Annotated in this window: 14 protein-coding genes, 4 tRNA genes and 3 rRNA genes; 4 read left to right on the top strand and 17 right to left on the bottom strand. The window is 44.8% G+C overall.

What is annotated here, in order from left to right; genetic code table 11:
* Window positions 1-285, bottom strand: a complete 285-nt coding sequence (gene groES / locus MHI08_RS02985; protein ID WP_024426730.1) for a co-chaperone GroES — start codon at window positions 283-285, stop codon at window positions 1-3.
* Between the two features lie 229 nt (window positions 286-514).
* On the opposite strand from groES, the gene MHI08_RS02980 reads away from it, so the two are divergent.
* The 3 genes from MHI08_RS02980 to MHI08_RS02970 are packed head-to-tail and all read left to right on the top strand — an operon-like array spanning window position 515 to window position 2,123.
* On the top strand, window positions 515-1,249 hold the full coding sequence (locus MHI08_RS02980) for a CPBP family intramembrane glutamic endopeptidase (protein ID WP_073204054.1): 735 nt from the start codon (window positions 515-517) through the stop codon (window positions 1,247-1,249).
* A complete protein-coding gene (locus tag MHI08_RS02975; protein ID WP_003213897.1) occupies window positions 1,246-1,440 on the top strand; it encodes a YdiK family protein in 195 nt (64 codons plus the stop codon). Before MHI08_RS02980 ends, MHI08_RS02975 begins: the two co-directional genes overlap by 4 nt.
* 56 nt (window positions 1,441-1,496) lie before the next feature.
* Entirely contained in the window at window positions 1,497-2,123 is a 627-nt protein-coding gene (locus MHI08_RS02970; protein WP_171464004.1) for an NUDIX domain-containing protein, read from the top strand.
* Between the two features lie 38 nt (window positions 2,124-2,161).
* Here MHI08_RS02970 and tatC read toward each other — a convergent pair whose 3' ends face one another.
* From tatC to moaC, 4 genes are read right to left on the bottom strand one after another with little or no spacing between them, the layout of a single operon-like run.
* On the bottom strand, window positions 2,162-2,920 hold the full coding sequence (gene tatC, locus MHI08_RS02965) for a twin-arginine translocase subunit TatC (RefSeq protein ID WP_073204051.1): 759 nt from the start codon (window positions 2,918-2,920) through the stop codon (window positions 2,162-2,164).
* A 6-nt stretch (window positions 2,921-2,926) separates the two neighbouring features.
* Entirely contained in the window at window positions 2,927-3,106 is a 180-nt protein-coding gene (locus MHI08_RS02960; protein ID WP_008355689.1) for a twin-arginine translocase TatA/TatE family subunit, read from the bottom strand.
* A 27-nt stretch (window positions 3,107-3,133) separates the two neighbouring features.
* Window positions 3,134-3,787, bottom strand: a complete 654-nt coding sequence (locus MHI08_RS02955; protein ID WP_008355687.1) for a redox-sensing transcriptional repressor Rex — start codon at window positions 3,785-3,787, stop codon at window positions 3,134-3,136.
* Between the two features lie 15 nt (window positions 3,788-3,802).
* A complete protein-coding gene (moaC, locus tag MHI08_RS02950) occupies window positions 3,803-4,294 on the bottom strand; it encodes a cyclic pyranopterin monophosphate synthase MoaC (RefSeq protein WP_025092758.1) in 492 nt (163 codons plus the stop codon).
* Between the two features lie 138 nt (window positions 4,295-4,432).
* Between moaC and MHI08_RS02945 the strand changes: the two genes are divergently transcribed.
* Window positions 4,433-6,355 (top strand): ABC-F family ATP-binding cassette domain-containing protein, encoded by a 1,923-nt coding sequence (locus tag MHI08_RS02945; RefSeq protein WP_122631704.1) that lies wholly within the window; start codon window positions 4,433-4,435, stop codon window positions 6,353-6,355.
* 269 nt (window positions 6,356-6,624) lie between these two features.
* Here MHI08_RS02945 and tsaD read toward each other — a convergent pair whose 3' ends face one another.
* The 12 genes from tsaD to MHI08_RS02885 form a co-directional block, all read right to left on the bottom strand.
* A complete protein-coding gene (gene tsaD, locus MHI08_RS02940; protein ID WP_208945841.1) occupies window positions 6,625-7,653 on the bottom strand; it encodes a tRNA (adenosine(37)-N6)-threonylcarbamoyltransferase complex transferase subunit TsaD in 1,029 nt (342 codons plus the stop codon).
* On the bottom strand, window positions 7,646-8,074 hold the full coding sequence (gene rimI, locus MHI08_RS02935) for a ribosomal protein S18-alanine N-acetyltransferase (protein WP_024424460.1): 429 nt from the start codon (window positions 8,072-8,074) through the stop codon (window positions 7,646-7,648). The genes tsaD and rimI overlap by 8 nt, the downstream gene beginning before the upstream one ends.
* Before the next feature lie 25 nt (window positions 8,075-8,099).
* Window positions 8,100-8,789: a tRNA (adenosine(37)-N6)-threonylcarbamoyltransferase complex dimerization subunit type 1 TsaB gene (tsaB, locus tag MHI08_RS02930; RefSeq protein WP_342499977.1), complete on the bottom strand. Its 690-nt coding sequence runs from the start codon at window positions 8,787-8,789 to the stop codon at window positions 8,100-8,102.
* On the bottom strand, window positions 8,770-9,246 hold the full coding sequence (gene tsaE, locus MHI08_RS02925) for a tRNA (adenosine(37)-N6)-threonylcarbamoyltransferase complex ATPase subunit type 1 TsaE (RefSeq protein ID WP_034622161.1): 477 nt from the start codon (window positions 9,244-9,246) through the stop codon (window positions 8,770-8,772). The genes tsaB and tsaE overlap by 20 nt, the downstream gene beginning before the upstream one ends.
* A gap of 13 nt (window positions 9,247-9,259) precedes the next feature.
* Complete coding sequence (gene thiL, locus MHI08_RS02920) at window positions 9,260-10,237, bottom strand: thiamine-phosphate kinase (RefSeq protein WP_342499976.1); 978 nt, start codon at window positions 10,235-10,237, stop codon at window positions 9,260-9,262.
* Window positions 10,238-10,510: 273 nt separating this feature from the next.
* Window positions 10,511-10,587: transfer RNA gene (locus tag MHI08_RS02915), tRNA-Asp, on the bottom strand.
* A gap of 4 nt (window positions 10,588-10,591) precedes the next feature.
* Window positions 10,592-10,668: transfer RNA gene (locus MHI08_RS02910), tRNA-Met, on the bottom strand.
* An 18-nt stretch (window positions 10,669-10,686) separates the two neighbouring features.
* Window positions 10,687-10,802: ribosomal RNA gene (gene rrf, locus MHI08_RS02905) — 5S ribosomal RNA — on the bottom strand.
* Window positions 10,803-10,863: 61 nt separating this feature from the next.
* Window positions 10,864-13,794 (bottom strand): 23S ribosomal RNA (locus MHI08_RS02900).
* 182 nt (window positions 13,795-13,976) lie between these two features.
* Window positions 13,977-15,525 (bottom strand): 16S ribosomal RNA (locus MHI08_RS02895).
* Together the 16S, 23S and 5S rRNA genes with 4 tRNA genes alongside form the textbook arrangement of a ribosomal RNA operon.
* Window positions 15,526-15,659: 134 nt before the next feature.
* Window positions 15,660-15,733: transfer RNA gene (locus tag MHI08_RS02890), tRNA-Gly, on the bottom strand.
* 11 nt (window positions 15,734-15,744) lie between these two features.
* Window positions 15,745-15,821, bottom strand: a tRNA-Arg gene (locus MHI08_RS02885).
* Window positions 15,822-16,141: the final 320 nt, after the last annotated feature.

Here is a 16,141-nt window from a genome sequence, read left to right as displayed (position 1 = left end):
TTAACCAATAACAGCTAAAATGTCGCTCTCACGAAGGATTAAATATTCTTTGCCTTCATATTTCACTTCAGTGCCTGCATATTTTGAGAAGATAATGCGGTCGCCTGTGCTTACTTCTAACGCAACGCGCTCACCACTTTCAAGTACACGCCCTGAACCTGCTGCAACAATTTTACCTTCTTGCGGTTTTTCTTTTGCAGAATCCGGTAAAACAATACCGCTAGCGGTTTTTTCCTCAGATTCAACGAGTTCAATGATTACGCGATCGCCTAATGGCTTTAACATAAGAAACAACCTCCTCAATTTTTATATGTAGTCTTTTTTAGCACTCATCACCAGCGAGTGCTAACACATTTATTATAATAAAGAATGTCTTCTGCAATTTCAAGTGAAAACCTTTAAAAATTTTTACGCTTTCACGATCTTTTTTGGTCTCACATTCTTTCCTTTTCATCGAAAAAGGAGACTTGTGTTACAATAAATCTAGTTCTTTTAGTAAAGGGGTTTTCGTTACTTGAAAAAACAATATTGGTACATCATCTTAACGTATATATTGGTGCAGGTTTCTGCGTTTCCTTATGTGCTCATTATGAAATGGCTGGGATTCATTCAATCACCGATGACTCAAACAGAGCTTTCAAAATTATCAGGAACGTGGACAATCATCAGTTTTTGTATCGGATTGATCATTATTCTGCTCATCCTTCGAACCGTCCCAAAAGCTTCACTGCGAAATGAAGCGCCAGTTTCAATTGGTTCTGCTATCGCATGGATCATTGGCGGTTTCTTTCTTTCTCTCTTTGCACAATCGATTGCGGGGGCGATTGAACAATATGCATTTGGCATTGGCCGTGAATCAGAAAATACTCAAGCCATTTTATCCATTATGGATGCCGTTCCTTGGCTTGTCATTGTCATCGCCCTGATTGGACCAATACTTGAAGAAATTATTTTCCGAAAAATCATTTTTGGAGTCATTTATGAAAAAACGAATTTCTTCATTGGGGCACTTGTCAGCTCAGTGGTTTTCGCCGCTGTCCACACTGATTTTGCTCATATCTTGCTCTATACTGCAATGGGCTTTACATTTGCCTTTTTATATGCGAAAACAAAACGAATCATTGTTCCAATCGGCGCTCATATGCTGATGAATTCACTTGTTGTTCTTGTGCAGATTGAGCCAGTGAAAAAAATGATTGAAGAACAATCTCAAACCATGCAAATGATTATTGGAGGCTTTTTCTCATGAGAAACCCAGTCGTATGGGGCATCATTTATTTTGCCGTAGGTGTCGCTTTCACCTATATGGCCATTCAAAACCCAGGTGACATGTGGTCATTTTACAGCATTTTGCTGATGGTGTTTGCGGCCTATAATATCAATATCGCGCTTAAAATGTTTGCCTTCTCTGTCAAACTCAAAAAACAGCAGCAAAAATAAATCAAAAACCATTTTCCGCGGTTGGAAAATGGTTTTTTTATGGAGGATGTATCTTTATGGAACATGAAAAACTTCGCATCTTCAATGATCAACATGAAACGATTGGAGCTGCCGCTCGTTCAGATGTCCACGCCCAAGGTCTTTGGCATGAAACATTTCATTTTTGGCTTCTTAAAAAAGAGCATGGCACCGTATATCTCTATTTTCAGCTAAGAAGTCCCGCAAAAAAGGATTTTCCTTCTTTGTTTGATATCACCGCAGCGGGCCATCTTCTCGCAGATGAACAGCCTTCTGATGGCTTAAGAGAGGTAGAAGAAGAGCTTGGTCTTTCCATCCATTTTGAGGACCTCACCTTTGCAGGTGTCATACAGGATGAAATCCATATGCCTTCGTTTATCGACCGTGAGTTCTGCCATGTGTACCTTTATATGTATCAAGAAAAGTACATGGAAGTTTATCTACAGAAAGAAGAAGTCGCTGGTCTGTACAGAGCCAAGCTGCTTGATGCACAGCAGCTGTTGACAGGAACATGTGAAAGAATTCGAATCGAGGGCTTTCAAGTTGATGCAAACGAAGAACGACGTGAGGAAAGCATCGAAGTGGGTGTTCATGATTTTGTCCAGCATGAGCCCGCCTATTATGAGCACCTCTTTCATGCGATCGATCAATTTCTTTCACAATAGAAAAAGCATCGTGATCCTCATAGGATCATGATGCTTTTTTATGAGACATAATGACTTTCTTTCTCCTCTGTTTGCTGCATTTTGCGGTAGGTCACTCTTGAAATGATAATGCTCACTTCGTATAAAACGAGCATTGGCAAGGTGACCATGAGGTGAGAAACAAGCTCTGGCGGTGTAATGAGTGCGGCAATGACAAGGAGGACAAAATAGGCATACTTCCGTATTTTTGATAAAAACATCGGTGTGATGATGCCAAGTCTTGTGAGAAACATCAACACGACGGGCATCTGAAACAAAAAGCCAAATGGAAGTGTTAACTGCATCAGAAATGTAAAATACTCATGAATCCCAATGACTTGCTCTACATTTAAATCATTCGACATTCGCATCATAAAGTCGACGACAAACGGAAACAAAATAAAATAAGAGAAAGCCACACCGCTCAAAAATAAAAGCAGTGCAATCGGAATGTAAGCAAGTGTCACCTTTCTTTCTTTCTCATATAAGCCTGGACTCACAAACGCCCACAGCTGATATAAAATAACGGGACACGTCAAAACCAAAGCAATGACAAATGCGAACTGCATAAACACGTACAGTGGATCTGTAAGCTTAAATGCGTTCAGCGTGAGTGTTGCCGCTTCATCGGTATTTTGTAGATACACAATGACCGGCTTAGCGAGAAAAAAACCAGCCACCATAAAGGCAACAAAAAACATCGCAATGATCACTAAACGTTTTCGCAGTTCCACAATATGCTCCATAAGCGGCATATCTTTGACATTCATGAAGCTCATCCTATTCTACTGATCTTCTTTTTTCTTTTTTTCTTCCTGATCATCAGCTAAGCCTTTTGTGGCATTTTTGAATTCACGTAATGTATCTCCTGCTGCTCTTCCTAATTCAGGAAGCTTTTTCGGCCCAAAAATAATGAGCGCTACAATCGCAATCAGAATCAAACTCCCAGGACCGATTGGACCCATTTGCTCCACCCCCTTTACCCCTTTTCGTCAGTCCTCCTGCGTAACAGAGTAATGCTTTAAGAAATACACAAGAGACTGAAGTTCAACCGCCAAATCTATATGATGAATTCGAATGTGTTCCGGCACATTCAATCGAGCCGGCGTAAAGTTAAGGATTCCTTTGATGCCAAGGGCAATCAAACGATCTGTAATGGATTGAGCTGCTACGGCAGGTACTGTCAAAATCGCAACAGGGATATCTCCTACCTCTTGAACATGCTCTTCAAGCTTATCCAAATCATAGACAGGCACGCCGCCTATCTCACTTCCTATTTTACTCTCATTGACGTCAAAAGCCATTGAAATTTTTGTATTATTATTTTTTATGAAATTATAGTGTAAAAAGGCAGTCCCTAAATTCCCGACACCGATGAGCATGACATTGGTCATTTCATCTTGGTCAAGGGTCTTTCTGAAGAAGGTCAAGAGATAATCGACATTATAGCCGTACCCTTTCTTCCCAAGTGCACCAAAGTACGAAAAATCTCGGCGAATGGTAGCAGAATCCACTTTGACTGCATCACTAAGCTCTGCTGATGACACCCTTTGTTTTCCTGATGCATGCAGATTTTTTAAAAAACGGTAGTATAGCGGCAAACGTTTGGCTGTCGCTTGTGGAATTTTTGACTGATCTATATTCATATAAGGTCCTCCAACTTAAATATCAGATGCTCTGTGAAAATCACCGTTTTTCCCGCCTGTCTTTTCAATTAGATAGGTAGGACCGATGATCATGCCTTTATCAATCGCTTTGCACATGTCGTAAACGGTCAGTGCACATACTGAAGCAGAAGTGAGCGCTTCCATCTCCACACCCGTACTTCCTTTTGTTTTTACCTGTACTTGTATGTTCAGGATGTGCGCATTTCCGTCTTCCTCCCAATCAAAGGAGATATCCACGCCTTTTAATGCAAGCGGATGACACATTGGAATGATGGTAGATGTTTGCTTTGCTGCCATGATGCCAGCAACCTGTGCAACAGACAGCACATCTCCTTTTCCAATTTCACGTTGCTCTATTTTATGAAACACTTCTTTTATCATACGAACGCTTGAAACAGCAACGGCGGTTCTCACTGTAGACGATTTGTCACTAATGTCGACCATCTTTGCTCTTCCCTGTTCGTTAAAGTGGCTAAATTGACTCATCTTTCAACGCTCCCTCACTCAAATGATACACTATTTTTTCCTATCTGTCTTTCATTTGAATATGGCGATTGTATGTAACATTTGCCGGTTTACTGCTGATAAGCTACACTTAACATATTATAGCAGAGGTGAAGTTACATGATGATTCTACAAGTGAATCAGCTGTCCAAATCGTTTGGCGCTGATACCGTTTTAACGAATATAAAATTGGAAGTCAAAGCAAGGGATCGCATTGCCATTGTAGGTCGTAACGGCGCAGGCAAATCCACGCTTTTGAAAATCATTGCCGGTCAAATGTCTTACGAGCAAGGTGAGATCATCAAACCAAAAGACCTATCGATCGGCTATTTAGCACAGCATACCGATGTAACGTCTACACGTACGTTAAAGGACGAATTATTATCGGTTTTTGATCATTTAAAAGAGATGGAACAAGAAATGAGAACCATTGAGGAGAAAATGGCTTCTTCCACAGGTTCTGAGCTGGATGCCTTGATGAAAACCTATGACAGGCTGCAGCAGGAATTTAAAGATCAGGGCGGCTATCAATATGAAGCAGATGTCCGCTCCATTCTTCATGGACTCGGCTTTAGTCATTTTGAAGATGAGACAACCGTCCAATCCTTAAGCGGCGGTCAGAAAACCCGTCTAGCGCTTGGAAAGCTCTTATTAATGAAACCAGAACTCTTAATTCTGGATGAGCCGACCAACCATTTAGATATTGATACCTTATCATGGCTGGAGCAGTATTTGCAAAATTATACAGGTGCCATTCTCATCGTGTCCCATGACCGCTATTTCTTAGACAAAGTCGTAAACCACGTCTATGAAGTCTCAAGAACTTCGATGAAAAAGTTTGCAGGGAACTATAGTAAGTATCTTGAGCTGAAAGCAGAGCAGCTCGAGCGGGATATGAAACTATACGAAAAGCAGCAAGAAGAGATCTCAAAGCTTCAGGATTTCGTGGATCGCAACCTGGCAAGAGCTTCAACTACAAAGCGCGCTCAAAGCAGACGCAAGCAGCTCGAACGAATGGATCGTTTAGATAAGCCTTTAGGTGACGAGAAATCCGCAAACTTTCATTTTGATATTACGAGACAAAGCGGCAATGATGTGCTGAAGGTACATGATCTCGATATTCGTTATGATGAAAAAACACCGCTCCTATCCTCTCTTTCTTTTCAGATTAAACGCGAGGATAGTGTGGCACTCATTGGTCCTAACGGGATCGGGAAATCAACCCTTTTAAAAACGTTAACGAACACATTAACACCAGTAAAAGGCGACATCACTTTTGGATCTCATGTCACGATCGGCTACTATGACCAAGAGCAAGCCAAACTGACATCCTCGAAAAAAGTGCTCAATGAGCTTTGGGATGACTATCCTCATATGAATGAAAAAGAAATTCGGACATGTTTAGGAAACTTCCTTTTTTCCGGTGATGACGTTTTAAAGCCTGTCCATGCATTAAGCGGTGGAGAAAAAGCACGCCTTGCACTGGCAAAGCTGATGCTCCAAAAAGCCAATTTTCTTATTCTCGATGAGCCGACAAACCATCTGGACTTAGATAGTAAGGAAATTTTAGAGAATGCACTAATCGATTATCCAGGAACCATCTTATTTGTTTCGCATGATCGTTATTTTATCAATCGTCTTGCTACGAAAGTATTTGAGCTGTCGCCTACAGAAACAAGAGAATATCTCGGTGATTATGACTACTATCTTGAAAAGAAAAATGAACAATTAGAGCTGGAAGCACTTCAAGAAAATGAGCCGCTTAAAAAACAAGCTGCACAGCCAGCAGAAAAGGCAAAGCTTTCTTATGCGGAAGAAAAAGAACTGAAAAAGAAAGAAAGACAAAAGCAGCGCAGAATCGAAGAAATTGAAGAACGCATTGCTGTCGTCGAAGACAAGCTCGGTGAAAATGAACAGCTGCTATGTGATCCTGATATTTTTCAAGATCACGAGAAGGTCCAAGCCATTCAAACAGAAAATGATACACTCAATCAAGAGCTGGAATCACTTTTTGCGGAGTGGGAAGAGCTGTCAGAAGCTTAAAGAGTGCCTTAAAAGGTACTCTTTTTTCTTTCAAAGAAAATTCATTATCCACAATGATACCCACAATAACTTCTTGATTATTCTTAAATACATTAGACTTATCCACTTTATCCACAGAGTTTTAATCACATATCCACAAAAAAGATCGTGTTTATACACACCCTCTTCATTTTAAAACGAAATTTTCTAACAATTGTGGATATATAACGTTTACATGTGAATAAATCGCTTTCATAAAAAATAAAAACCCCTGTCATCCACAGGAGTTTTTATTCATATGAGACTAGCGGCAGCCCTGGCTGGCCATTCATCGCCATATCGCCTCTGATTCCTTTTTCAAACGCAATGGTTCCAGCGGCAGCGATCATGGCTGCATTGTCTGTGCAAAGAGATAATGGCGGAATAATGACTTTCACTTCTGGCAGCTTCGTAAATGCTGAGGTTAAAGCTTTTCTTAGTCCTTTATTGGCAGCGACTCCTCCAGCTAGAACGACCTGCTTCACGCCATAGGCTTCAGCCGCTTTCAATGTTTTCCCAACAAGCACCTCAATGACGCTTGCTTGAAAACTTGCGGCCAAATTCTCTGGGGCAATCGTTTCTCCCTTTTGTGACGCATTGTGTAAGGTGTTGATCACAGCTGATTTTAAACCACTGAAGCTAAAGTGATAAGACCCTTCTTCAAGCCATGCACGAGGAAGCTTAATTGTCGGCTTCCCTTCATGCGCTAACCGATCAATGTGAGGTCCGCCTGGATACGGGAGACCCATCGTCCGGGCCACTTTATCGTACGCTTCTCCAGCTGCATCATCTAAAGTTTCTCCGATGACCTCAAAAGATCCATGCTCCTTCATTAAAACAAGCTCAGTATGTCCGCCGGAGACAACAAGAGCTAAACATGGGAACTCCAATTCATCAACAAGCTGGTTTGCATAAATATGCCCTGCAATATGATGAACACCAACAAGAGGAATTTGATGGGCAAAGCTCAGTGCCTTTGCTGCATTGACACCAATCAGCAAGGCACCGACGAGGCCAGGTCCTTCTGTGACAGCAATCGCATCTAAATCCTTAAAGCTCATACCCGCCTGTGCCATCACTTCTTCTAATACGATGGTGACTTGCTCCACGTGATGCCTTGAAGCAATTTCGGGTACAACTCCGCCAAATCGTTTATGACTGTCTATTTGCGAGGCGACCACATTCGCCACGATTTCCTTTCCATTTTTGACAATGGACGCAGCTGTTTCATCGCAGCTTGTTTCTATACCTAATATGAATCGATCTGTTTGTTCACTCATTTATATTCACCCACATGACTAATGCATCTTCTCCATTATCCGTATAATAATTCTTTCGAATAGAAGCTGGTCTGAAACCGAGCTTTTCATAGAGGGATTGTGCTGGTGTATTCGAAACCCGCACCTCTAAAGAAAGATGATCTGTCTTTTTTTCTTTGCAAAATTCCATGACATATCGAAGCAATGCTTCCCCGTAGCCTTTTCCTCTATGCTCAGGGAGAATCGCAATGTTCGTAATTTGTGCATCGTCCATGACAATCCAGACCCCGCAATACCCAACAGGCTGCTTATCTTCTTCAATGAGGAAATAATGGCTGTATTGGTTATGAAGAATCTCATAGACAAACGATTCCTTTTTCCAAGGCGCTGTAAACGAATGCACTTCAATCGTATACACCTCTGGAATATCCGCTACTGTCATTTGTCGTATCTCTGCTATGTGAAGATTATTTTTGTCCTTCAAGCCATTTCACTTCCGCTTCTGCCAAACGAATATAGTTAGGAACAAGCTGATGGACATCTTCAGCAGGACGATCTGCGCCTAAAAATGCAAGCACTGAAGGTCTTGGGTTATGAACTGTCCCCTCTGCCAGTACAGCCGTTTCTCCTAAAATGGAGCGAATGCTCTCTTCATGAAGGTGCACATCTTGTCCAAGAAATAGAACAGGCTTTCCTGTCTGCTTCAGTTCATGAAGCCAATCCGTGAGCAAGATATTTTGATCTGATTCGACCTCTTTGATCAACCCTTTTTCAAACGTATATAGTCCGGTATAAACTTGTCCTCTTCTCGCATCAAATAGAGGTGAGATATACCCATCAAAATATTGGCCATTTGCCGCAAGTGTTTCTAAACTCGAAACAGCTGATATCGGGATAGACAGCGTCCACGCAAGTGTTTTTGCGATGGTAACACCGATTCTAACGCCAGTGTAAGAACCAGGTCCTTTTGCTACAACGATTTTGCTTAGTTCGCTTGGTGATACACCACATTCTTTCATCAATGCTTCAACAGTGGGCATCGCTCGGACGGAATGGTTCTTTTTTAAGTATGTGATGCTCTCGCCAATTACAGTGAAGTCTCTTACAAGAGCAATTCCTAGTGTATGGTTTGATGTATCAATGGCCAGTATGGTCAAATTTTTTCATCTCCTTACAAAGGGTCTCATAACGCTCCCCTTTTGCATCAAACGTGAGATGCCGTTCTTCTTCACGTTCTGTTCTCAGCATTTCAATTTTTAAATAGGAAGAAGGCAATTGAGGTTCAATAAGATGTGCCCATTCAACCAAGCATACACCTTCACCCTCAAAATATTCTTCGAGGCCGATCTCTTCTTCTGCATCTTCCATGCGGTACACGTCCATATGATATAGTGGCAGTCTGCCATCGGTATATTCTTTAATAATTGTAAAGGTGGGGCTGTTGACGATACGGGTAATTCCTAAGCCTTCCGCAAAACCTTTTGAAAAAGTGGTTTTACCTGCACCTAAATCTCCTTCTAATGTCAATACATCGCCTGGCATCACAAGTTTGGCCAATGCAGCGGCAATTCGTTTCGTCTCATCCGCACCTTTTGTCGTCCATGTTAATTTCACCGTTGATGTCACCTCATTTCTTAAAATGATTATATCCTTTTTTCATTAACATTGTTTGTTGATCATTGTCTTTTAACATAACACTGGCTGCTTGATCATCTTTGACTTGTCCAATACGTGTGATCTGAATGCCTTCTTTTTGACATTGCGATTCAAAGCTTTCCCAATCAGATTCTGGTATCGTACCAGTTAAAACAAAATCTTCTCCCCCAAATAACACCCATTCAAGCCAGTCTTTGCGCAGCACCTGTAAATTAGGATGAATTGGAAGCTTATCAGCTTCTATCTCGATCATCACACAGCTCGCTTCGGCTATCTCATTCAACTCACTCGCTAATCCATCACTCACATCATTCAAGGTGACCCGCGGGAAACTTGAACAAATGTGTCCAGCAGCAATATGAGGCTGAGGCATTTTATGACGCTGAAGAAAAAAATCAGCATCGACCGCCTTAGAAGGGGCTGCTTCGTTCATTAAGATTGATAACCCAGCAGCTGATGAACCAAGTTCACCTGTGACAAAGACAACGTCTCCAGTCTGAGCACTGTGACGATAACAAGCTTTTCCCTTTGAAACCTCACCAATGACCGTCACGGTAATGACAAAGTCACTGCGGGTGGCCACTGTATCTCCACCAATCAAATCCATATGATAGGAGTCAGCCAACGCTTTCATTCCCTCGTAAAGCTCCGTAACAATTGTCTCATCACCATGAGGCGGGATCGCAATTGAAACAAGATAATATTTTGGGGTCCCTCCCATTGCAGCGATGTCACTGACATTGACTGCCAGTGCTTTAAAGCCAACTTCAAATGGTGTTGAAAAGTCAAAACGAAAATGAACATGCTCCACCATTGTATCAACACAAACGACCTCTTCACAATGTGAATGAGGTTGATAAACACTTGCATCATCACCGATGCCCATGATCAAAGAGCGCTGATATGTATCTTTAGGTGTGATTCGGCGAATAAGATCAAATTCATCCATAAAAAGACAGCCCCTTCTTGCAATCAATTGGTTAAGTAGACATGAGGTCAAACACAGTTAGTATTAGTGTAGCGAATATAAGTCTCAGTTCCAACTAAAAATGATATAAAGAAAGCCTGGTGTGAAAAAACCAGGCTGAGTTGAAATAATCTATCTTTTCTTTCTTATAGTGTAGCCAAACACATATCATTTCATTGCATCTTGGGTACTTCTAGAAAGAAAAAGACATAAAAAAAAACGAAACTATACGTTTTCGTTTACAAGTCATAAAAATGGCGGTCCGGACGGGACTCGAACCCGCGACCTCCTGCGTGACAGGCAGGCATTCTAACCAACTGAACTACCGGACCATTTTGGTTGCGGGGGCAGGATTTGAACCTGCGACCTTCGGGTTATGAGCCCGACGAGCTACCGAACTGCTCCACCCCGCGATGATATAAAGATAACAAGCTTGGCGGCGTCCTACTCTCACAGGGGGAAACCCCCAACTACCATCGGCGCTGAAGAGCTTAACTTCCGTGTTCGGTATGGGAACGGGTGTGACCTCTTCGCTATCGCCACCAAACCTGATGGAGAGAATGTTCTCTCAAAACTAGATAACAATGTTCATGCTTCACATTAGAATATAGGTTAAGTCCTCGATCTATTAGTATCTGTCAGCTCCACGTGTCACCACGCTTCCACCTCAGACCTATCAACCTGATCATCTTTCAGGGATCTTACTTCCTTGCGGAATGGGAAATCTCATCTTGAGGGGGGCTTCATGCTTAGATGCTTTCAGCACTTATCCCGTCCGCACATAGCTACCCAGCGATGCCCTTGGCAGAACAACTGGTACACCAGCGGTGCGTCCATCCCGGTCCTCTCGTACTAAGGACAGCTCCTCTCAAATTTCCTGCGCCCGCGACGGATAGGGACCGAACTGTCTCACGACGTTCTGAACCCAGCTCGCGTACCGCTTTAATGGGCGAACAGCCCAACCCTTGGGACCGACTACAGCCCCAGGATGCGATGAGCCGACATCGAGGTGCCAAACCTCCCCGTCGATGTGGACTCTTGGGGGAGATAAGCCTGTTATCCCCGGGGTAGCTTTTATCCGTTGAGCGATGGCCCTTCCATGCGGAACCACCGGATCACTAAGCCCGACTTTCGTCCCTGCTCGACTTGTAGGTCTCGCAGTCAAGCTCCCTTGTGCCTTTACACTCTGCGAATGATTTCCAACCATTCTGAGGGAACCTTTGGGCGCCTCCGTTACATTTTAGGAGGCGACCGCCCCAGTCAAACTGCCCACCTGACACTGTCTCCCTGCCCGATAAGGGCAGCGGGTTAGAAGGTCAATACAGCCAGGGTAGTATCCCACCGATGCCTCCACCGAAGCTAGCGCTCCGGTTTCCAAGGCTCCTACCTATCCTGTACAAGCTGTACCAACATTCAATATCAGGCTGCAGTAAAGCTCCACGGGGTCTTTCCGTCCTGTCGCGGGTAACCTGCATCTTCACAGGTACTATAATTTCACCGAGTCTCTCGTTGAGACAGTGCCCAGATCGTTGCGCCTTTCGTGCGGGTCGGAACTTACCCGACAAGGAATTTCGCTACCTTAGGACCGTTATAGTTACGGCCGCCGTTTACTGGGGCTTCAATTCGCACCTTCGCTTACGCTAAGCGCTCCTCTTAACCTTCCAGCACCGGGCAGGCGTCAGCCCCTATACTTCGCCTTACGGCTTCGCAGAGACCTGTGTTTTTGCTAAACAGTCGCCTGGGCCTATTCACTGCGGCTTCTCGGGGCTTTAACACCCTAAGAAGCACCCCTTCTCCCGAAGTTACGGGGTCATTTTGCCGAGTTCCTTAACGAGAGTTCTCTCGATCACCTTAGGATTCTCTCCTCGCCTACCTGTGTCGGTTTGCGGTACGGGCACCTCTCACCTCGCTAGAGGCTTTTCTTGGCAGTGTGGAATCAGGAACTTCGCTACTAAATTTCGCTCGCCATCACAGCTCAGCCTTTATGGGAAACGGATTTGCCTATTTCCCAGCCTAACTGCTTGGACGCGGATATCCAATACCGCGCTTACCCTATCCTCCTGCGTCCCCCCATTGCTCAAATGGTGAGGAGGTGGTACAGGAATATCAACCTGTTGTCCATCGCCTACGCCTTTCGGCCTCGGCTTAGGTCCCGACTAACCCTGAGCGGACGAGCCTTCCTCAGGAAACCTTAGGCATTCGGTGGACGGGATTCTCACCCGTCTTTCGCTACTCATACCGGCATTCTCACTTCTAAGCGCTCCACCAGTCCTTCCGGTCTGGCTTCACAGCCCTTAGAACGCTCTCCTACCACTGTTCGTAAGAACAGTCCGCAGCTTCGGTGATACGTTTAGCCCCGGTACATTTTCGGCGCAGAGTCACTCGACCAGTGAGCTATTACGCACTCTTTAAATGGTGGCTGCTTCTAAGCCAACATCCTGGTTGTCTAAGCAACTCCACATCCTTTTCCACTTAACGTATACTTTGGGACCTTAGCTGGCGGTCTGGGCTGTTTCCCTTTCGACTACGGATCTTATCACTCGCAGTCTGACTCCCAAGGATAAGTCATCGGCATTCGGAGTTTGACTGAATTCGGTAACCCGGTAGGGGCCCCTAGTCCAATCAGTGCTCTACCTCCGAGACTCTTACCTTGAGGCTAGCCCTAAAGCTATTTCGGAGAGAACCAGCTATCTCCAGGTTCGATTGGCATTTCACCCCTACCCACACCTCATCCCCGCACTTTTCAACGTGCGTGGGTTCGGGCCTCCATTCAGTGTTACCTGAACTTCACCCTGGACATGGGTAGATCACCTGGTTTCGGGTCTACGACCACGTACTCATGCGCCCTATTCAGACTCGCTTTCGCTGCGGCTCCGCATCTTCTGCTTAACCTTGCACGGGATCGTAACTCGCCGGTTCATTCTACAAAAGGCACGCCATCACCCGTTAACGGGCTCTGACTACTTGTAGGCACACGGTTTCAGGATCTATTTCACTCCCCTTCCGGGGTGCTTTTCACCTTTCCCTCACGGTACTGGTTCACTATCGGTCACTAGGGAGTATTTAGCCTTGGGAGATGGTCCTCCCGGATTCCGACGGAATTTCACGTGTTCCGCCGTACTCAGGATCCACTCTGGAGAGAACGACATTTCAGTTACAGGGCTGTTACCTTCTTTGGCGGGCCTTTCCAGACCTCTTCGCTTATATCATTCCTTTGTAACTCCGTATAGAGTGTCCTACAACCCCAAGAGGCAAGCCTCTTGGTTTGGGCTGTTCCCGTTTCGCTCGCCGCTACTCAGGGAATCGCATTTGCTTTCTCTTCCTCCGGGTACTTAGATGTTTCAGTTCCCCGGGTATGCCTTCTCATACTCTATGTATTCAAGTATGGATACTACTCCATTACGAGCAGTGGGTTTCCCCATTCGGAAATCTCCGGATCAAAGCTTGCTTACAGCTCCCCGAAGCATATCGGTGTTCGTCCCGTCCTTCATCGGCTCCTAGTGCCAAGGCATCCACCGTGCGCCCTTTCTAACTTAACCATTTCTTACTTTAGAAAGAATCACTATGTGTGATGAACTTTGCATTGCATTCAATGTGAATGTATTACTTATTGTTATCTAGTTTTCAAAGAACAATCCTGTCTCGCTAGAGACATGTTTTGAAGGAATGATCCTTCAAAACTAAACAAGACGAAAACGTACGCTGCTCCATATATCCTTAGAAAGGAGGTGATCCAGCCGCACCTTCCGATACGGCTACCTTGTTACGACTTCACCCCAATCATCTGCCCCACCTTCGGCGGCTGGCTCCATAAAGGTTACCTCACCGACTTCGGGTGTTGCAAACTCTCGTGGTGTGACGGGCGGTGTGTACAAGGCCCGGGAACGTATTCACCGCGGCATGCTGATCCGCGATTACTAGCGATTCCAGCTTCACGCAGTCGAGTTGCAGACTGCGATCCGAACTGAGAACAGATTTATGGGATTGGCTAAACCTTGCGGTCTTGCAGCCCTTTGTTCTGTCCATTGTAGCACGTGTGTAGCCCAGGTCATAAGGGGCATGATGATTTGACGTCATCCCCACCTTCCTCCGGTTTGTCACCGGCAGTCACCTTAGAGTGCCCAACTGAATGCTGGCAACTAAGATCAAGGGTTGCGCTCGTTGCGGGACTTAACCCAACATCTCACGACACGAGCTGACGACAACCATGCACCACCTGTCACTCTGTCCCCGAAGGGAAAGCCCTATCTCTAGGGTTGTCAGAGGATGTCAAGACCTGGTAAGGTTCTTCGCGTTGCTTCGAATTAAACCACATGCTCCACCGCTTGTGCGGGCCCCCGTCAATTCCTTTGAGTTTCAGTCTTGCGACCGTACTCCCCAGGCGGAGTGCTTAATGCGTTAGCTGCAGCACTAAGGGGCGGAAACCCCCTAACACTTAGCACTCATCGTTTACGGCGTGGACTACCAGGGTATCTAATCCTGTTCGCTCCCCACGCTTTCGCTCCTCAGCGTCAGTTACAGACCAGAGAGTCGCCTTCGCCACTGGTGTTCCTCCACATCTCTACGCATTTCACCGCTACACGTGGAATTCCACTCTCCTCTTCTGCACTCAAGTTTCCCAGTTTCCAATGACCCTCCCCGGTTGAGCCGGGGGCTTTCACATCAGACTTAAGAAACCGCCTGCGAGCCCTTTACGCCCAATAATTCCGGACAACGCTTGCCACCTACGTATTACCGCGGCTGCTGGCACGTAGTTAGCCGTGGCTTTCTGGTTAGGTACCGTCAAGGTGCGAGCAGTTACTCTCGCACTTGTTCTTCCCTAACAACAGAGCTTTACGATCCGAAAACCTTCATCACTCACGCGGCGTTGCTCCGTCAGACTTTCGTCCATTGCGGAAGATTCCCTACTGCTGCCTCCCGTAGGAGTCTGGGCCGTGTCTCAGTCCCAGTGTGGCCGATCACCCTCTCAGGTCGGCTACGCATCGTCGCCTTGGTGAGCCATTACCCCACCAACTAGCTAATGCGCCGCGGGTCCATCTGTAAGTGACAGCCGAAACCGTCTTTCATCCTTGAACCATGCGGTTCAAGGAACTATCCGGTATTAGCTCCGGTTTCCCGGAGTTATCCCAGTCTTACAGGCAGGTTACCCACGTGTTACTCACCCGTCCGCCGCTAACATCCGGGAGCAAGCTCCCTTCTGTCCGCTCGACTTGCATGTATTAGGCACGCCGCCAGCGTTCGTCCTGAGCCAGGATCAAACTCTCCGAAAAAGTACAAAACCGAAGTTTTGTTTTTCATCAGCGTTTGACTGACTACCTATGAAGTATCATAGGATTTTTTTATAAAAACTCGAATTAACAGGTACGTTTTGTCTTGTTTAGTTTTCAAAGATCATGTTCAAAAATGGAGCGGGTGATGAGAATCGAACTCACGACATCAGCTTGGAAGGCTGAGGTTTTACCACTAAACTACACCCGCGTGGTTTGTATTGGCGCGCCCGAGAGGAGTCGAACCCCTAACCTTTTGATCCGTAGTCAAACGCTCTATCCAATTGAGCTACGGGCGCTTAATCAGGCGACTTAATTATCTTAACATATCGTTTTTCTTAAGTCAACATCTTTTTAAAATTTGTTTGCCGCATGTGTGTGAACGTCTCTGTTTCAAATACGTCATCAGCGACGAATAAAAATATACCATGAATCATATAAAAGGGTCAATACATTTTTCTAAAAAAGTTTCATGTTTTTTAAAATTGATTTTTTCTTAGATCAATAGACATGTAATAGCCCTATTTTCTTCTCTTTCTTCATAATTCCAATGATTCTTAAATAAAATCTTTCTAAATACAAAGGAGGACAAAACATGGCCACATAGAATTTTTATTTA

It is taken from the genome of Bacillus sp. FSL M7-0791 (assembly GCF_038627085.1).
Lineage (GTDB): Bacteria > Bacillota > Bacilli > Bacillales > Bacillaceae > Bacillus > Bacillus safensis.
Note: the sequence above shows the minus strand (reverse complement) of the source record. Positions and strands in the feature narration are given on the sequence as shown.